Consider the following 17846-nt stretch of genomic DNA (forward strand, 5'->3'; position numbering starts at 1 on the left):
AGAAGCCGCTAACGATAGTAGCCGTTAAAGCAGTCGAGAGTAACTAGATGGAAAAGCTGAACGCGGCGGAGAGGCCCAAAAGCAGATGAACGCCTTACCGACTTGATCATGAGTCGGTAAGGCGTCCGTAGGTTGCTTCTTACAAGAAATACTTCAGGCGGATAACTTCTTTCTCGTTTAGATAGCGCCACTTGCCGCGGGGCAAATCTTTTTTGGTAAGGCCCGCGTACTGCACCCGGTCTAGGGTTACTACTTCGTAGCCCAAATGCTCGAAAATGCGGCGCACGATACGGTTACGACCAATGTGCAGCTCCACGCCCACAAAGTGCGCGTTGCCGGCCACCACGGCCACATCATCTACTTCGGCTTTGCCATCCTCCAGCTCTACGCCTTCAGCAATCTGGCGCAGATGCTCTTCGGTAAGCGGCGTGTTCAGCTCTACCTGATAGATCTTTTTATTCTTATGCGAAGGGTGAGTGAGCTTCTGGGCTACCTCGCCATCGTTGGTAAACAGTAGTAGACCAGTCGTATTGCGGTCCAGGCGGCCAACTGGGAAAATGCGCTCCTTAGAAGCCGTAGCCACCAGATCCATTACTGTTTTGCGGCCTTCCGGGTCGTCGGTGGTAGTAATGAAGTCTTTCGGCTTGTTGAGCAGCACATATACCTCTTTTTCGCGCTTGAGGTTGGTTTTGCCATACTGCACCGTATCAGTGGGCTGCACCTGATAGCCCATTTCGGTAACGACCTCGCCATTCACTCGAATCTCGCCGGCGGCAATAAGCGCATCCGCCTCGCGGCGTGAGCAAACCCCCGCGTTAGCGATGTAGCGATTCAGGCGCAGCGTGTCGCCGGCCGAATCGTCTTCCTCCCGCCGACGCTTGTTGCCGCGGGTTTTATCCTCCTCGTAAAACTTCAGGTTCTTGTAAGCGGGTGATTCGCCGGGCACTTCGTCGCGCTTGGGCTTATCTGCCCGGTTACTGCTGGCATCACGCGCTGGCCGATTCTCGGGCCGCGCCGGACGCTCACTAAAGGGCCGGGCATCACGGGGAGCAGAGGTACCGAAGTCGCGGTCGCGGCTACCGGCATTGTTCCGGTCACCGTAGCTGCCGCGCTCACCAGTGCTGCGGGGGGCAAAATTGCCGCGCTTATCATCCGCGTTGCGGTTGCCAAAACCACCCTCGCGGCGCTGGTCGTCGCGGGGGGCAAAGTTGCCCCGGTCTTCGTCGCGGCGTGGTTTGCCAAAGCTGCCTTCGCTGCGGTCGCGGCGGTCGTAGCCACCCTCGCGGCGCTGGTCGTCGCGGTCAGAATCTCTGTCCTGGGGGGCATTTTTAAAATCGAACGGCCGCGCCGGACGTATCGGCCGGTCCGGGCCCGACTCGTCGGTTCGTGAGTCGCGGCGAGTATCGGGCTCGTATGGAGTCTTAGCAGGCGCCGGCTTATCAGTTTCGAAAGGATTGATCTTGTTAAATTTTCGGTTGCGCTCACCCGCTCCGCCGCGCGGAACGGCTGGCTTGCCTTCCTGCCGATATGGCTGACCCGGCCAGTTGGCCTTGGGCTGATAAGGTTGCGCGGGCCGCTCGTCAGCGCGGTCACGGTCACCACGACCGAAACCACCTTCGCGGCGGTCATCAAAGCGACGGGGAGCGTCACGATCAAACGAGCGCGGGGACCGCTCATTGTTGTTGCGATTGAAAGGAGGCCGGCTGTCGCCATCGCGCCGGGGGGCAAAGTTGCCGCGCGGCCCGCGCTCTTCACCCCGGTTGAAATCGCCGCCAGTTGGCCGGCTGCTTCTATCACCAAATTTGCCCCCCGCGTTTCCTCCACCAGAGCGACTACCACCGGCAGTATTACCCCCAGTATTAGGCCGACCAAAAGCAGGGCGCGAAGGGAAGTCGCTGCCACGGCGGGAGTCGTTGCCATCCCGATTAGCGGGGCGGTCCGAGAATTTGCGGAAGCCCTCGGAGCCGCCCGTATTACCGGAGGGGCGGGAGTCGTTGCGGCCGTTGCGGCCGGCATTAAAATCGGGTTTGTGCTTTTTGCCCATGGTCGGGGAAGTAAGTGCCGTATCGCTACGGTACGGTTAGAAAGTAAATATCGCTAAATAAGACGAGGTGATGCTAACGCACTAGTCATCAAAACAGTGCCCGAACCTGCGCCGCAACCCTGCCGTGGGTAGCCGGTCGCAAGTCCGGGCAATTCTGTAAGTAGCAGGAAAGCTGTTAGTCGCGGCGCGCCATTTTAGCCTCAATGGAGTGCTGGGTATGCGGCACAGCCCGTAAGCGCTCCTTTGGAATCAATTTGCCGGTACCGATGCACACACCGTAGGTGCCGTTTTTGATGCGCACCAGCGCATTCTCCAACTGCTGAATGAACTTCATCTGGCGCGAAGCCAACTGGTTCATGCTTTCTTTTTCGGCCGTATCAGCACCGTCTTCCAATACTTTGGATGATGAAGCTGTATTGTCGGTACCCGAATCGTTGCGGCGGCTCAGTGTTTCTTTGATAAATGACACCTCCTTACGGGCGGCCGTAAGCTTGTCCTGGATAATCTCTTCGAACTCCGCCAGGTCTTCTCTGGAGTAGCGTATGGTTTCTTCACTCATGTCAGCTCGGAAAAGTAAACTATTGAATGTAAACTAATTAGCCAACCTTTTTTAAAACAAAGATCAGCTTGATACCCCTCCTAACGCCGGCATAACCAGTTTAGTTGTTAGAAGTAAAATGCCTTCAGGGAGTTACGACTTTAGTATTTTCACGGATTCCATTGGAGCATTTGGGCGCAAAGCTACAGTTTTGTGCGCTAATTGACCACAATACCTTCATCTTACGAAAGTTGGTTCCGCTCCTGAATCAAAAGCCGAGCATTTGGATAGCCGCTACGGCTGCCTCTACTCCTTTGTTCCCATGTTTGCCCCCCGCCCGGTCCCAAGCCTGCTCCAGCGTATTCGTTGTCACTAAGCCGAAGATGACGGGCTTGTTATATTTCAATCCCACGTTGGTGATGCCGTTGGCTACCGCGTGGCAGATGTAGTCATCATGCTTTGTGTCGCCTTTGATAACTACCCCCAAACAGATAACGGCATCAATTTCTTCGTGCTGGGCCAACAGTTGCGCGCCCAATGTCAGCTCAAAGCTGCCTGGCACTGTATTACGGAAAATATTATCGGCCTGAGCGCCATGCTTGAGCAAGGTCTCGTAAGCGCCAGCGCTGAGTATGTCCGTGATTTCACGGTTCCACTCGGCCACCACCAAGCCAAAGCGCTTATCAGCAATGTCAACGAAGTGGTCAGAATTATAATCGCTAAGATTTTTAAGGGCGGTTGCCATTAATCACAGGTTTTGCGGAATGATTGTATTGGACTGACTAAGACTTCCTATTATTACTTAATCTTCGAAGAGTTGTCAAAAACACTAGTACTGACAAAAAGAAAAGGACGGTATGAAACCGCCCTTTTCCTTTTGTCACATTTGCTTAGTTGATCCGCGGACTCTGCGAATCCAAAAGGCCTATTTGCCAGCCACTGCCTGCACGCGGGCTAGGTACTGCTTCGCTTCCCTAACCTCGGCAGCATTCTGGTACTCGTCTACAATCCGGGTGTAAGCTTTCATCGCCCCGTCGTAGTCTTTGGCAAGCTCGCGGGCCGTAGCCTCCTTCATCAGGTAGCCGGGCGAGAAGTACTCGTTAGACTTATAATTAGCAGCCTTCTCATACTGATCAGCGGCCTCTTTGAACTTGTTCAATTCCAGGTAAGCATCACCGGTCAAGGCATAGGCACGAGCTTGCACCAGCAAATCGTCCGATGTGAAATCTTCCAGATAATCAATGGCATTTTGGTATTTACCATCTTTCAAGGCAGCTACACCAGCATAGAAGTTGGCCAGATTAGCGGCTTTCGTCCCATTATATTCGGAAGTGACAGCAGCCAAGCCATCGTACTGCCCGTCGCCTTTGAGCGCTTTATTCAGTGAGTCAGCCTCCCAATAGTTTACCGCCTGATACATGGCAGCCTGCCCTTTTTCGTTCTGGGTAGTACGCCAGGTATAGTAAGCAAAACCGCCAACTACGGCCAGCACCACGACAGCCAGCAAGCTTAGCAAGGCCGTCTTATTGCGCCGTACGAAATCTTCTGACTCTACCAGCCGGGTGGCCAGCGCGTCGGGGTCTTCCATCAACGGATGCTCGGTTACACCGTCCGTGATGGGCTGGTTGGGATCTGCGGGTACCTCTGTCCGTTGGCGGGCATTCGGAGTATTGCGCGTGTAGGGAATCTTCGACATTGCGGGGGGCAAAAATCAGCCTCGCGGCTGGGAAAAATCGACGGTTAGTCGCGGATGTAAGGATAGTCCTGCTGCACGTACACGTCTTTGTAGAGCTCGTCGGCAGTTGGATAAGGGGAAGTTTCAGCAAATTCCACGGACTCGTTTACGGCCGCTTTGATTTGCTCATCAATGGCATTCAGTTCGTCCTCGGTGGCCATGTTGTTCGTCAGGATAGTATGACGGACAGCCTCAATGGAATCGCGCGAGCGATAGTCTTCCAATTCTTCTTTCGTACGATACTTAGCCGGGTCACTCATGGAGTGGCCCTTGTAGCGGTAGGTCTTGAACTCGAGCAACGTAGGGCCTTCGCCGGCGCGGGCGCGCTCAGCGGCCTGGGCTACGGCCTCGTGCACATCTTCTACGTTCATGGCATTCACCGGGAACGATGGCATATCGTAGCTTTCTCCCAGCGTGTATAGCTCCGTTACGTTGGAGCTGCGCTGCACTGCGGTGCCCATCGCGTAGCCGTTGTTCTCGATCACGAAGATGACCGGCAATTTCCACAGCATAGCCATATTGAAGGCCTCATGCAAGGCTCCCTGGCGCACGGCACCGTCGCCCATGTAGCAGATGCAGAGGTTACCGGTCTTGTTATACTTTTCGGAAAAAGCAATACCAGCACCCAGCGGAACCTGGCCGCCCACGATGCCGTGGCCGCCCATGAAGTTAACGTCCTTATCGAACATGTGCATGGAGCCGCCTTTGCCTTTGGAGCAACCAGTAGCCTTAGCAAACAACTCAGCCATGATAGCATTAGGCGACGTGCCTAGCGCCAGCGGATGCGCATGGTCGCGGTAAGCGGTGATCCACTTATCGTCTTTGGTAAGCGCCGTTACGGCCCCAGCCACGCAAGCTTCCTGGCCGATATACAGGTGGCAGAACCCTTTGATCTTTTGCTGCCCGTAGAGCTGTCCAGCCTTTTCCTCAAACTTGCGCATGAGCTGCATCTGCTCATACCACTGCAGGTAAACCTCTTTAGGAAATTGGGGTTTGGCAGGTATCGTGGCTTTAGGCGCGCCAGTGGCTTCCTTTGCCTCTTCGTTAGAGGGTGGCAAGCCCGAGTCAGGTTGGTTTACTGTCTTGGTAACCGACGCTGCGTCGTTACCGTTGGAAGTGGCTTTCGGGCTTGCCGCTTTTTTTGCCGACTTAGTCGCTTTTGAGTCAGCCTTTACTTTCGTCTCCGCCATCGTGCTTTCGGTTGTTCGCGTTTGGGATGCGAAAGTACGCAAAAGGATTGCAATTTCGAACCGGATGATTCTGGAAAGCCTACACCTGTTATTCTTTAAAAACTACGACGAAGCCACGTTGGCTTTCTCTCCCCACATCAATTGCTTCGTCGGCGACAACGGAAGTGGCAAGACGAATCTGCTTGACGCTATCCACTACCTGTCGCTCACCCGTAGCGCCTTTGCTACTGCTGATGCGCAAAGCATTAAGCAGGGCGCTGAGTTCTTCGTGGTGAAAGGCCGCTTCCAAACGCCCCCTGCCGATGCCGACACTATTCAGTGCAGCCTACGGGTTGGCCAAAAGAAAGTGGTTACTCGCAACAAGCAAGCGTACGAGCGTATCGCGGATCATATAGGTCGCTTTCCTGTGGTGCTCATCTCGCCCTACGATACCGACCTGATTCGGGAGGGTAGCGAGGAGCGCCGTAAGTATTTCGATAGCCTGATCTCGCAGCTCGATCATGATTACCTGGAGCTGCTCATTACTTACTCCAATCTGCTGCGTCAGCGCAATGCGCTCCTAAAGATGGCTGCTGATGGCCGGGGCTACGACCGGGACTATTTGCTGGTACTCGACGAACAGTTGGTACCTGCCGGGGGACAAATTATGGAGCGACGGCAGCAATTCCTGACCGAGTTTACTCCCCTTTTTCAGCGCCATTACCAGCAGCTGGCTGATGGCCGGGAACAGGTGACATTGGAGTATAAAAGCCAGCTGCCCGGCGCTGACTTTGCTCATCTGCTCCGCACCAATGAGCGGCGTGATATTATGCTCCAGCGCACTACTATTGGACCCCACAAAGATGACTTCACTTTTCTAATGGATGAGCTGCCGGTAAAAGGCTACGGCTCGCAGGGCCAGCAGAAGTCGTATGCCATTGCCCTCAAGCTGGCCCAGTTCGAGATCTTTGCCAGCCGCAAGCAGCATAAGCCCCTGCTTCTCCTAGATGACATCTTCGACCGCCTGGATGAAAAGCGCATCACCCGCCTCATGCAGCTGGTAGCTGAGCATACCTTTGGGCAGGTCTTTCTTACCGATACGCACCTGGAGCGCACCGACCGAATCCTAGCTACTATCTCTGAGCAGGTAGCGCGCTTTGCGGTGCAGAACGGTACGGTCACAACTCTCTAGCCGGGCTGGAATAACGTACCTTTGCAGGCACCTGCTTTTGCCTCCCAGCGGCTATTCTGCCCTCTGGCTCGCGCATTAGTGTATTATATTGCCTTGAAAAGACCAAGCGCTTCCGACAACTCCCGCCAAGCTGATATAGTCCCGTTGAAGGATGGTATCAAGGCTTTGCTGAAAGCCTATCGCTTACAAGGGAAGTTGAATGAGGTATTCGTAGTGTCAAGCTGGGAGCGCATCATGGGAAAGGCCGTGGCGCTGAAGACCCAGGAGATATACATCAGCAACGGTAAGCTGTTCGTGCGCCTGAGCTCGGCCCCACTGAAGCATGAGCTGGTGATGGCCAAGACGCGCGTCATGGAGCTTATCAATGATGAGGTTGGTGAAACCGTTATCAAAGAGGTGATCTTTCTCTAGGCTTTGTCATTGTAGTAGGTAAGCTGTTATCAGTAACAGAGAAGAGAGCCGCAGTTTTGCGGCTCTCTTCTCTGTTACTGATAACAAGACTAATCAGGTGTAAACAGCGTCCTTGATAAGAACGGCATGAAATCAATCGTCGCTTAATGGAGGTTGAGTTGCTACTCTGTTCTGACTAATTCAAACTCTTCTAAGCTAAAATAGCTCGATAGATACTTCTACTGTACTACTTCTATTTCTCCCGTTCTCATGTCAACCTCCCTCCTCCCTGACTTCCGACTAGTGTCCCACTCGCGGGTCACGCTCACCGAGCTTATGATTCCTTCTTATGCCAATCTGGGGGGCAAAATTCATGGCGGCATTCTGTTGTCGCTAATGGATAAGGTGGCCTATGCCGCTGCTGCCAAACACGCCGGCACTTACTGCGTAACGGTGAGCGTGGACGGCGTAAATTTCTTGCAGCCGGTGGAAGTGGGCGAGCTGGTGTCCTTGCTGGCCTCAGTCAACTACGTAGGCCGGACTTCACTAGTCATCGGTATCAAGGTCATTGCTGAAGACGTTCGCACCGGCACCGTGAAGCATACCAACACTTCCTATTTCACGATGGTGGCCAAGGATGATGACGGTCGCCCTACCCCAGTGCCCGGCCTGGTATTAGAAACCCCCGACGATACGCGGCGCTTCCTGGAATCTATCAAACGCAAGGAGCTCAAAGCTCAGTTCAGCGCTGAGTTTGACAACGCTCGCTCCCTACTGGCCGTGGCGCAGCAACTCGACTTACTAGGCAATGAGAACTGTCAGTTGGGCTACTAAAATCGCTTTGCTTTAATACTACTTCAGTCAAATGCCCACCCTATCATTTAAATGCCAATACACGTTCGTAACGACCCTATGTTTCACGTGGAACATATTTGTCACTTAGGCCCATACACTTTCAACAAGAGCTCATTATAGGCTTCTAACAGCGCTATATACTTAGCCTGAAGAGCCATAAACTGCTTAGTTGGATCATTATCGTTCAATTGTAGTGGTGCTGAACGTTGTGTTACAGTGCTTGTAACAGCAACACCAGGTGTACCGGACACAAATGGCAGCGTCGCTTGTTGTAACGATGTAAAGTCCTGAGAAAAATCATGCGTAATGATGTCACCAACTTGTTTTACAAAACCGTAATCAAGTGTTTCCTCCTTGAACTTGCGATAGATGGTTGGACGCGTAATACCCAGTTCCTCCACGATGCGAGTGATGGAAATACCACTATTTTTGATGGCATCTTGAAGAATTTTGCCCTGGTGCGGCATAAGCAAGCGTTAGGAATCAGTGAGGTTGTAAAGGTGTTTAATTTGTTTCACATGTACAAATGTGAACGTAAAAACGTACAGTTACACAGTGTGTAAATACAATACACTGATACACTACGTAACACGCAACAATGCCGCTTTACACATACACTGTAACATCGACTATCGTTACAGTTTGTGTTACATCTGTACAGCTTCAAGATGAAACAGCTTAAATAAGCCAGAAAAGCCCTTTTTTATGTTTGGACATATGTAACAGCACACTCTACTCTGAAATCAGCCATTTGTACAGATACTCGCTTAGCCCTCACTAATAAAACAGCGCGTGATCATCTGCTAGACAGATGTCCATTCCTGCCGAATAATGATTAGTGTGCCAGTAAATGCACCAAGAGGTCAGGATAATCAGTGGTGATACCGTCGACGCCGAGCGCAATGAGGCGTTGCATTTCGACTGGTTCATTCACCGTCCAGGGGATAAGCCGCATGCGGCAGGCATGTACCTCTGCCACCAATTTCTCATCGACGAGGGCGTGCTCAGGACCGTAGGCGGCAGGCACGAACCCAAGCTCACTTAGATGCTTAGCCAGCGGTTGGTCATCCTCCACTAATAAGGATAGAGGCAAAGATGAAATCTGGTTGTGGGCCACTTGCAAGACCCGTTTATCAAAGCTCAGCAGGGTGGTTTGACCAGCTATATCAGTGGCATGCACAACGGCTAGTACCAACTCCAGAAAGTGCTCGGGCGAGGGATGAAATTTGCCATCGCCGGCAGGACTGCATTTTATTTCAATACTAAATAATGGGAGTGGACGGCCGAGCCGCTGAGCGTAGTCATTACCCTTCGTAATGACTTCCTGCAACAGAGGCTTGTAAGCAGTCTCTGGCACCTGACGCGGAAAGCTAGGGTTTCCTATGGAGCCACAATCGCAGCGACGGATGGCGGCGTAAGGCAGCTGGAAAAGGTTGTGCAAACGCTCCCTGGTTGGGTCGATGCGCTTGCCGGCGGCATCTCGACAGAAGGCACCTGAAAGCCAGGGTTCATGCGAAACCACTACCTGCTCGTCGGCTGAAATAACGACATCTAATTCCAAGGCATCTACCCCCAACTCCAAAGCATGCATAAACCCCGCAAGGGTATTTTCGGGACGTAGGCCGCGGCAACCACGATGACCGTGTATTTCGGGGATGATAATGGGCTTGGGGGGCATTTCTGGGGGGTTAGGGAACCCTGAATACGCGTAGACGACTTGCGTAGATTAGGTTTACGAGGCAAAAAAGCCCCCCAGGCGGCAATCATAAGATTTTGTGTCCAGATAGCGTTTAGGTACTTCACTCAGGCATGTTGCCAGCAGTGAATTGCGGTACTTTGGCCCCTCCTAAGTTGTATTCGTTGCCCTTTTACCACATTTTATGAAGAAAGCGTTGTTGCTCGGATTATTGGTTATTTTAGTAGCAGGCGGTTACTGGTACTACCGTACGGTAGTTGCGGCCAGTCCACAATACTCCCTCGCGCAGGCTGCTAATGCCGTGCGCACGCATGATGTGGCCGCCTTTGAACGCTACGTGGATGTTGACAAAGTAGCGCGCAACTTAGTAGACCAGGTATCTGAGGAAAGCTCGTCGCTGGAAGGGCTACACATGAATGGAGCGCTTATTCAAAGCGCCTTACGGCTACTGAAGCCTCAACTGGCGCAATCGGCGCGACAGGAAGTGAGACGCTACATTGAGACGGGCTCGGCGGAACAGGCAGCGGCTGGGGGGCAAAATATCGGCGGAATAAACGTGTCGGTGCTGGGACTGGCCGGACGCGTAATTGGTTCAAACCCGCAATTCAAAGGGATTAAATATGTAAATCAACAGGATGCGCAAACTTTGGTCGGGCTGGAAATCACGCAGCCTCAATACGACACGACGCTCGTTCTGGAATTGAAAATGCTGGACCAGGGTGACTATTGGCGCGTGACGGAAATAGCTAATATGGGCACTTTGATCAAGCGCACAGCTCGACTGGAAAAGCAACGACTGCTGAAGGGCAATAAGTAACGGCTTTCCCTCGTAGTGCTCGGTCATCGACCAACGATTCAACACATATTTATACCACACAAAAGCCCCAACGCTACTTAGCGTTGGGGCTTTTGTGTGGGCGATTAAGGCCTATTTGCGGCCTGAAAACAAGAAGTAGATGATGGAGCCCAAGAACGGGAAGAACCAAATGACCAAGCCCCAGATGATTTTCTTGCCAATTGACCAATCTTGCTTAATAAGGCTGATAACAGCAAAAACGGCCAGCGCTAGATAAATAATCCCAGCGATAGTAGTGGTGCCATCGCTACGACGACCGGAGCAACTGCTGAGCAGGAAAGCCAGCGAAAGAGAAAGTGACAGGGCCGCTCCCGGCAGACGTTTGGTTAAAGTGAGAAGATTGTTCATAGCAGGTGAAGTTGGAAGGAGAGATGTGCTTGAAAGACCTCCTTTACGCACCTGCTGAGGCAATAGATATGATTATGCTTATTTATATATACTAAACGTTTGACAGTCAGCTATTTAAATAGATAAGCCTGCACTTCATTCCAGAAAATAGAAGCTGACGCGGGTACTAATGCAAGCGTGAGCAGAATACCGTACAGCGCCCCGTAAAAGTGCGCGTCGTGGTTGATATTATCGCCTTGCTTGCGGCCTTGGTAGTAAGAATAAGCCAGGTACAGCACCCCAAAGATGACTCCCGGAATGGCAAACGGAATGGGGAAAATGTAGATGCCGCCCTGCACAGGATTAAAGAGAATAGCCGAGAAAACCACGGAAGCCACCCCGCCCGACGCGCCCAGGCTGTGGTAGTCGGGGTCGTTGCGGTGGCGTACGTAGGTAGGAATATCCGACACAATAATGCCCCCCAGGTACAGTAGCAGGAAGCGCCAGATGCCCCCCATCGGCCCGAATACCTGCACGAAGACATCCTGAATTAATTGCCCAAAAGAGTAGAAGGCAATCATGTTAAAGATGAGGTGCATCCAGTCGGCGTGCAGGAAACCGGAGGTGAGGAAGCGATACCACTCGTTACGACGGCGCACCAGGAAGGGCGTCATAATCCAGCTTTCGCGCAAGCTAGCGTTCGACCAGGCGTATAAAGAAATGCCCCCCGTCAGGATTATGAGGGCGAGTACAACGTTCAGATTCAGCATTAGAAAACAGAGAAGTAAAAGGAGAAATAAGGGAAGCCGCATTGTACGGCTTCCTGGCGCTTTCGTCGGCTTGGAGAAGGTGGAGAAACTACGCTGGGGAGCGAAATGCGCAGAGCGAGCCCAAATCAGGCCAAAACCCAGGCTTAGCTTTCGCGGGCCATCAGCTCCAGAGCCCATTGCCGCAGGAGAGCCTTGCGCTCGGCCGGCGCGTCCACGCGCTCCAGGTGCTGGAGGGCATCCTGGAAGTAGTCGTTGATAAGCGCTTCCGTTTGGGAGCGGATACCGAGCTGGTCGTACACTTCCGTAATTGCCTGGACCTTGGCGGCAGCGTCGGCAGTAGGCTGGCCGAGGTACTGAGCCAGCACGGCTTGCTGGGGGGCTTTTGCCTGGGCCTGGGCCGTGAGCAGCAGAAAGGTCTTTTTATCCGACACAATGTCGCCGCCCACGCGCTTGCCGAAGGTGGCCGCGTTGCCGTACACGTCGAGCAGATCGTCGCGTAGCTGAAAGGCAATGCCCACGTCGGTTCCGAACTGGCGCAGGTGGTCGGCATCTTCGGGTGAAGCGCCACCCAGCAAGGCACCCAACTCCAGGCAGAAGCCGAGCAGCACGGCCGTTTTCAGCCGAATCATATCCATGTATTGCTCGATGGTGACCTGCTCATTGGTTTCGAAATCCATGTCCCACTGCTGACCCTCACAGACCTCGGCAGCCGTCTGGCTGAACTTGCGCAGCGCCGTCGGCAGCAAGGTCGGTGGCACGTCCAGAAACAGCTCGTAGGCCCGCACCACCATCACGTCGCCGCTAAGGATGGCCACGTTGGCGTTCCATTTCTCGTGCACCGTGGGTTGGCCCCGGCGCAAGGGCGCCTGGTCCATGATGTCGTCGTGGAGTAGGGTAAAATTGTGGAAGACTTCGGTCGCCAGCGCCGGCCGTAGCACGGGGTCCAGCTTGTCGGTGAAGAGGTGGGCGCCCATGAGGGTAAGCAGGGGGCGGATACGCTTGCCACCCAGAGCCATGATGTAGCGAATGGGCTCATAGAGGGCAATTGGCTGCTGGCCGTAGTCAAGAGTAGCCAGGGCGGCGGTTATTTTTTGCGTGAAATCAGTGGGGCTCACAGGGGGCAAATTGTGTTAGAGCGGAAAGGTACGGACGTTGGGCCTCACCCCCCGGCCCCCTCTCCCAAAAATAGGGGGAGCCCGACGCTCGGCCTACGCGGCTGCGTCGGCTTGCGCCTCCGTAACCGCTACCGGAGGGTGTGTTCTAGTACAAAAAAAAGCCAACGACTTACTGTCGCGGGCTTTTTCTATTTACAAGGTCTTAATTCCATTGCTAGCATGGTAGCGGTTACGGAGGTGAAAGCCGAAGGTGCTGCGCAGGCCAACCATATGGCTCCCCCTCTCCCCTAGGAGAGGGGGCCGGGGGGTGAAGCCAATCGTTGTTAGCGCCGGCGCTTACCGCCACCACCCGGACCACCACTGCTTTTGCCGCCCTGCTCAGGTCCTCGCTCTGACCGACGACCACGGCCGCTTTCCTCGCGGCGCGGCGGGTCGTTGCGGCGCTGGGCCATGGGGCGCTCATCCACTAGCTCAAAGTCGATGGTGCGGTCGAGCAGGTTGGCTGCTTTTACAATGACTTGCAGTTCGTCGCCGAACTGAATGATGCGCTTGCTGCGCTGACCGACGAGGCGGTAGTTGTCCTTGTCCAGCTCGAAGAAGTCGCCGGGAATATCGCTGATGCGGATCATGCCTTCGCACTTATTCTCCTCCACTTCCACGTACATGCCCCACTCGGTAAGGCCCGATACCACGCCCTTGAACTGCTCGCCTACGCGGGCGGCCATGTACTCTACCTGCTTGTATTTGATGCTGGCGCGCTCGGCATTCGCGGCCAGCTTCTCGCGCTCCGAGGAGTGTTTGCACTCTTCCTCCACGGCCTCAGCTTCCACATTTTTGCCCCCCTGCAGGTAATGTTCCAGCAGGCGGTGCGCCATCATGTCGGGGTAGCGACGGATGGGCGAGGTGAAATGCGAATAGTGGTCGAAGGCCAGACCGAAGTGGCCCAGCGGTTCGGTGGTGTACTTGGCCTTGGCCATGGTCCGAATAGCCAGGGTCTGAATCACGTTCTGCTCGGGCTTGCCCACCACGTCTTCCGACAGGCTGTTCAACTCGTTGCTAAGCTTCTTGGGGTTGTCCAGATTCAGATCATGACCGAACTTTTTGGCGAACAAAGCGAAGTTCTGCAAGCGGTCAGCATCGGGGGCATCGTGAGTACGATACACCATGGTGAAGCGCGGCTTGGTCTTCTTTTTCTGGAACACGAAGTCGGCCACCTTGCGATTGGCCAGCAGCATAAACTCCTCAATGAGCTTGTGCGCATCCTGGCGCTCCTTCACGTACACACCCACCGGCTTACCGTTCTCATCCAGCTGGAATTTTACCTCCTGCGTTTCGAAGCCGATAGCTCCTTTCTTGAAGCGCTGGGCCGAGAGCTTTTTGGCAATGTTGTTCAGGGTATTCACCTCCTCGGCAAGGTCACCCTCACCGGTTTCGATGCGCTCCTGGGCGTCGCCGTAGGCAAAGCGCCGGTCGGAGTGAATAACGGTTTTGCCAAACCACGAGTCGTAGAGCTTGCCGTTTTCGTCCAGCTCAAACACAGCCGAAAAGGTCAGCTTGTCTTCATTCGGCCGCAATGAGCATAGACCATTTGACAGGCGCTCGGGCAGCATCGGAATCACGCGGTCGACCAGGTAAACCGAAGTCGCGCGGTGGCGGGCTTCCCGCTCCAGCATCGACTCGGGCCGCACGTAGTGGGTCACGTCGGCAATGTGAACACCGATTTCCCAGTGGCCGTTTTCCAGCTTTTGGATGGATAGCGCGTCGTCAAAGTCCTTGGCGTCGGCGGGGTCAATGGTGAAGGTGGTGATGGCACGGAAGTCGCGGCGGCGGGCAATTTCTTCTTCCTTAATGCGGTCCGAAATGCCTTCCGACTCTTCTTCCACATCCTGGGGAAACTCAAACGGCAGCCCGAACTCCGCCATGATGGCGTTGATCTCGGCCTCGTTCTCGCCGGCCTGTCCAAAGGAGCGCACGATTTCGCCCACTGGCTGGCGGCCGGGGTCGTCGGGCCACTCCGTGATGCGCACGAGTACCTTCTCGCCGCTACGGGCGTCGTTGAGGCCTTCGTGGGGCACAAATACGTCGAAGTACATCTTGCGGTGGTCGGGCGATACGAAGCCGAAGCCGGCGTTCTGCACCGTCAGCTGGCCCACTACTTCCTCCCGCTCCCGCTTGAGTACTTCCACCACGTCGCCCACCGGCCGGCCGTCGCGCTCACCGCGCAGACGCACGCGTACCGTGTCACCGTTCATGGCAAACTTCAGGCGGTCGGTGAACACGCGAATGTCGTTCTCGCTTTCCTCGCTTACTACGAAAGCGTACTTGTTGGTGGCCAGCGCCACCTTACCGGTAATAACGTCGCCGCCCGAGCCGCCGGGCCGCTCGCGGGAGCGTTGGCGGTCATCGCCGGGGAAGTCGAAGCCAGCATCACGGCGGCGGTGTACCAACGGATCTTGTCCAAACTGGGCCTCAATGGCGGCGCCATCCGGCCGGGATTTGCCCCCCCGGTTGCGACTACGCTCGGGGCGCTGGCCGGCGTCGGGCTGCACGCGCGCGGCGGCCGGATCGGTGAGGCGGTAGTCGTCGTTCTGGAGGTGGGTAAGCTGATTGGATTTGCGCAGGGCTTTGAGGTGATCAAACACTTCGTCGCGCTGCTCTTTGGTGGTCACGCCCAAGCGGCGCGAGAGTTGACGGTAGGAAAATACTTTGCCGGGGTTGTCGGCAAATACCCGGTACACTTGCGTTTTGGTAACGGGGGCAACGGCGGCTTTTTCGCCGCGGGCAGCTTTCGCGCGAGGGGCGCGGGGAGCTGCAGATTCATCTTGTTTCTTCATTCGAAAAGAAGGTGCCGCCCAGTGGTTGTCGTTTTCGCAGGCGGCCGGAAAATAGGTAGGTTGGAGTATACGCAGGTGCGTTTCTCCGGGGTTAAGCAAAAATTAGAAGTCGCCGGAAAGGCGATTAAAAGTGGGCGGAAGTAAGTGTTTCCGCACCAAAGTAGATACTACGAAATATTAAAGAAAATAACTATTTCCTGCGGATAATGATGGGTTATGAAATTATTGCGAGGTAGCAATTTGGCGAATCGTTGAGTGTAACGCGAAGCGGTGCTTCGCTCGTTGTTTAGCGGATTAAGTCGTTGCAAAAAGCCACCCAGCGTTAGTCGTTCAACGAGCGAAGCACCGCTTCGCGTTACATCCCAACGGCTAGGTTGGGGGCTACTTCCGCCGCCCGCCGGGCCTGAGCTGCCCGAATATCAGAGGGCTCATCCTTGGGGATGGCACTGAGCAAGGTGCGCGTGTACTCTTGCTGGGGGTTGGCATACACATCAGCGGCGGGTCCGCTCTCCACAATCTGCCCCTTATTCATCACCAGCAGCCGATCCGACATGAACCGAGCCACCGACAAGTCGTGAGTGATAAAAAGGTAAGTAATGCCAAAGTCCCGCTTCAACTGGTTCAGCAGATTTAATACCTGAGCCTGTACCGACACGTCCAGCGCCGACACCGACTCGTCACAAATGATGCACTTGGGCTGCAAGGCTAACGCCCGCGCAATGCAAATGCGCTGGCGCTGCCCACCCGAAAACTCGTGCGGATAGCGCAGGTAATGTTCCTCGCGCAGCCCTACGGTGCGCAGTAGCTCCATTACCTTGGCTTTTTGCTGTTGTTTGGTGCCGCCCACGCCGTGCACCTGCATAGGCTCGATGATGGCCTCGCCTACCGTCATCATGGGGTTGAGTGCCGCGTAGGGGTCCTGAAACACCATCTGGAACTCGCGCCGCCGCCGCCGCAACTCACCCGCCGGCAGCGTAGCCAGGTCAGTGCCTTCGAACAGAATGCGACCTGCCGTTGGTTCCACTAAGCGCAGTAAGGCTCGACCCAGCGTCGTCTTGCCGCAGCCCGACTCGCCTACCAGCCCTACTGTCTCCCCAGGATAGATATCGAAGCTCACATCATCCACCGCTCGCACGTATTCTTTGGTCCGATTGAACAAGCCTTTACGGATGGGAAAGTGCACGTTCAAACCTTCAACCCGCAGCAGCACCGGCCCGCTGGTCTCGGGCTTCTTCAAGCCGTTTTCAGCGGCTAATTTGCCCCCTAAAACAGGTGCTGAAATAGTAGATTCCGAAGCTCCTTTTGGGGCAGAAACGGCCGCAAAATGTTCCCCGTGGAACATTTTCGGGATTTCGACCGGCAAGTTCTCCGTCAGCATTGGGGCCTTATCTAACTCAACGCTAGGAGCTTCGGGCTGCGGAGCACTGATTTCGGTAAGCTGGCCGGAAGCGTCTTCAGCCATAAAATCGGCTACAACGGGTAAACGTTGCTTGCCCACGGAAAGCTTGGGCCGGCAGGCCAAAAGGCCCTTTGTATAGGGGTGCTGGGGGTTGGTAAAAATATCGAGCACGCGGCCTTGCTCCACCACCTCTCCCCGATACATAACGAGGATGCGGTCGGCGATTTCAGCTACCACGCCTAGGTCGTGGGTGATAAAGAGAACAGCCGTGTTATTCTGGCGTCGCAGGTCGTCGATGAGTTGGAGCATACGCGCCTGCACCGTTACGTCGAGTGCGGTGGTGGGCTCGTCGGCAACGAGAATGGCGGGGTTGCAGGCCATGGCCATGGCAATCATCACCCGCTGTTTTTGCCCCCCAGATATTTCGTGCGGATACGCTTTGAAGATCTTCTCCGGCCGCGGTAGCTGCGCGGTAGCAAACAGCTCGATGGTGCGCGCTTCGGCTTCTTTGGAGGACAGCGACGTGTGCAGGCGCAACGCCTCCACCACCTGCGCCCCGCAGGTATGCACGGGGTTGAGCGAGGTCATCGGCTCCTGAAAAATCATCGAAATCTCGTTGCCTCGCACCCGCCGCAATTGCTCATCTGAGAGCTTCAGCAAGTCCACTTCTCCCAATTCTTCCGAATGAAACCGCGTCTGACCCGTGGTGACGCGGCCGGGGGGCATTTGTATCAGCCCCATCAGCGCCAGCGACGTCACTGACTTCCCTGACCCCGATTCGCCCACAATAGCCAGCGTCTCGCCCCGGTGCAGCTCAAACGACACATCGTTCACCGCCCGCACGTCGCCGCGGTGAGAGGTGAAGTCAATAGTCAAGTTGGAGACGGTGAGAAGAGGCTGCACGGAGTTGATAAGCTAAATAAAGG

General features: G+C 54.9%; 16 protein-coding genes. 4 read left to right on the forward strand and 12 right to left on the reverse strand.

The window, feature by feature from the left end:
- Window positions 1-139: 139 nt before the first annotated feature.
- The 5 genes from B9A24_RS02060 to pdhA all read right to left on the reverse strand — a co-directional run bounded on the left by B9A24_RS02060 (window position 140) and on the right by pdhA (window position 5375).
- A complete protein-coding gene (locus B9A24_RS02060) occupies window positions 140-2044 on the reverse strand; it encodes a pseudouridine synthase (protein WP_084443472.1) in 1905 nt (634 codons plus the stop codon).
- 175 nt (window positions 2045-2219) lie between these two features.
- Window positions 2220-2603, reverse strand: a complete 384-nt coding sequence (locus B9A24_RS02065; RefSeq protein WP_084443474.1) for a TraR/DksA family transcriptional regulator — start codon at window positions 2601-2603, stop codon at window positions 2220-2222.
- 247 nt (window positions 2604-2850) lie between these two features.
- Window positions 2851-3327, reverse strand: a complete 477-nt coding sequence (gene ribH / locus B9A24_RS02070; RefSeq protein WP_084443476.1) for a 6,7-dimethyl-8-ribityllumazine synthase — start codon at window positions 3325-3327, stop codon at window positions 2851-2853.
- Between the two features lie 180 nt (window positions 3328-3507).
- A complete protein-coding gene (locus B9A24_RS02075) occupies window positions 3508-4278 on the reverse strand; it encodes a tetratricopeptide repeat protein (RefSeq protein ID WP_234996914.1) in 771 nt (256 codons plus the stop codon).
- Between the two features lie 44 nt (window positions 4279-4322).
- The gene (gene pdhA / locus B9A24_RS02080; protein ID WP_143434709.1) at window positions 4323-5375 is read right to left on the reverse strand and encodes a pyruvate dehydrogenase (acetyl-transferring) E1 component subunit alpha; all 1053 of its coding nucleotides are present in this window, start codon (window positions 5373-5375) and stop codon (window positions 4323-4325) included.
- Between the two features lie 196 nt (window positions 5376-5571).
- Between pdhA and recF the strand changes: the two genes are divergently transcribed.
- From recF to B9A24_RS02095, 3 genes are all read left to right on the forward strand, one after another.
- Window positions 5572-6678 carry a DNA replication/repair protein RecF gene (gene recF, locus B9A24_RS02085; RefSeq protein ID WP_084443480.1) on the forward strand — a complete coding sequence of 369 codons (1107 nt, stop codon included), beginning with the start codon at window positions 5572-5574 and terminating at the stop codon, window positions 6676-6678.
- A 93-nt stretch (window positions 6679-6771) separates the two neighbouring features.
- Complete coding sequence (locus B9A24_RS02090) at window positions 6772-7089, forward strand: DciA family protein (RefSeq protein WP_234996915.1); 318 nt, start codon at window positions 6772-6774, stop codon at window positions 7087-7089.
- A gap of 249 nt (window positions 7090-7338) precedes the next feature.
- Window positions 7339-7902, forward strand: a complete 564-nt coding sequence (locus B9A24_RS02095) for an acyl-CoA thioesterase (RefSeq protein WP_084443483.1) — start codon at window positions 7339-7341, stop codon at window positions 7900-7902.
- 101 nt (window positions 7903-8003) lie between these two features.
- Here B9A24_RS02095 and B9A24_RS02100 read toward each other — a convergent pair whose 3' ends face one another.
- Both B9A24_RS02100 and B9A24_RS02105 read right to left on the reverse strand, forming a co-directional pair.
- Window positions 8004-8390 (reverse strand): helix-turn-helix domain-containing protein, encoded by a 387-nt coding sequence (locus tag B9A24_RS02100; RefSeq protein WP_084443485.1) that lies wholly within the window; start codon window positions 8388-8390, stop codon window positions 8004-8006.
- Between the two features lie 368 nt (window positions 8391-8758).
- On the reverse strand, window positions 8759-9601 hold the full coding sequence (locus tag B9A24_RS02105; protein WP_084443487.1) for a glycerophosphodiester phosphodiesterase family protein: 843 nt from the start codon (window positions 9599-9601) through the stop codon (window positions 8759-8761).
- 202 nt (window positions 9602-9803) lie between these two features.
- On the opposite strand from B9A24_RS02105, the gene B9A24_RS02110 reads away from it, so the two are divergent.
- On the forward strand, window positions 9804-10436 hold the full coding sequence (locus B9A24_RS02110) for a DUF2939 domain-containing protein (protein ID WP_084443488.1): 633 nt from the start codon (window positions 9804-9806) through the stop codon (window positions 10434-10436).
- 111 nt (window positions 10437-10547) lie between these two features.
- On the opposite strand, the gene B9A24_RS02115 is transcribed toward B9A24_RS02110, so the two are convergent.
- The 5 genes from B9A24_RS02115 to B9A24_RS02135 form a co-directional block, all read right to left on the reverse strand.
- The gene (locus B9A24_RS02115) at window positions 10548-10823 is read right to left on the reverse strand and encodes a PLD nuclease N-terminal domain-containing protein (protein ID WP_084443490.1); all 276 of its coding nucleotides are present in this window, start codon (window positions 10821-10823) and stop codon (window positions 10548-10550) included.
- A 110-nt stretch (window positions 10824-10933) separates the two neighbouring features.
- Entirely contained in the window at window positions 10934-11572 is a 639-nt protein-coding gene (locus B9A24_RS02120) for a rhomboid family intramembrane serine protease (RefSeq protein WP_143434710.1), read from the reverse strand.
- Between the two features lie 143 nt (window positions 11573-11715).
- Window positions 11716-12687 (reverse strand): polyprenyl synthetase family protein, encoded by a 972-nt coding sequence (locus tag B9A24_RS02125; RefSeq protein ID WP_084443492.1) that lies wholly within the window; start codon window positions 12685-12687, stop codon window positions 11716-11718.
- A 323-nt stretch (window positions 12688-13010) separates the two neighbouring features.
- Complete coding sequence (rnr, locus tag B9A24_RS02130) at window positions 13011-15521, reverse strand: ribonuclease R (protein ID WP_084443493.1); 2511 nt, start codon at window positions 15519-15521, stop codon at window positions 13011-13013.
- Between the two features lie 355 nt (window positions 15522-15876).
- Window positions 15877-17832, reverse strand: coding sequence for an ABC transporter ATP-binding protein (locus B9A24_RS02135; protein WP_084443495.1), 1956 nt, complete (start codon window positions 17830-17832; stop codon window positions 15877-15879).
- Between the last annotated feature and the right edge of the window lie 14 nt (window positions 17833-17846).

Origin of the sequence: Hymenobacter roseosalivarius DSM 11622 (genome assembly GCF_900176135.1) — a bacterium.
GTDB classification, from domain to species: domain Bacteria; phylum Bacteroidota; class Bacteroidia; order Cytophagales; family Hymenobacteraceae; genus Hymenobacter; species Hymenobacter roseosalivarius.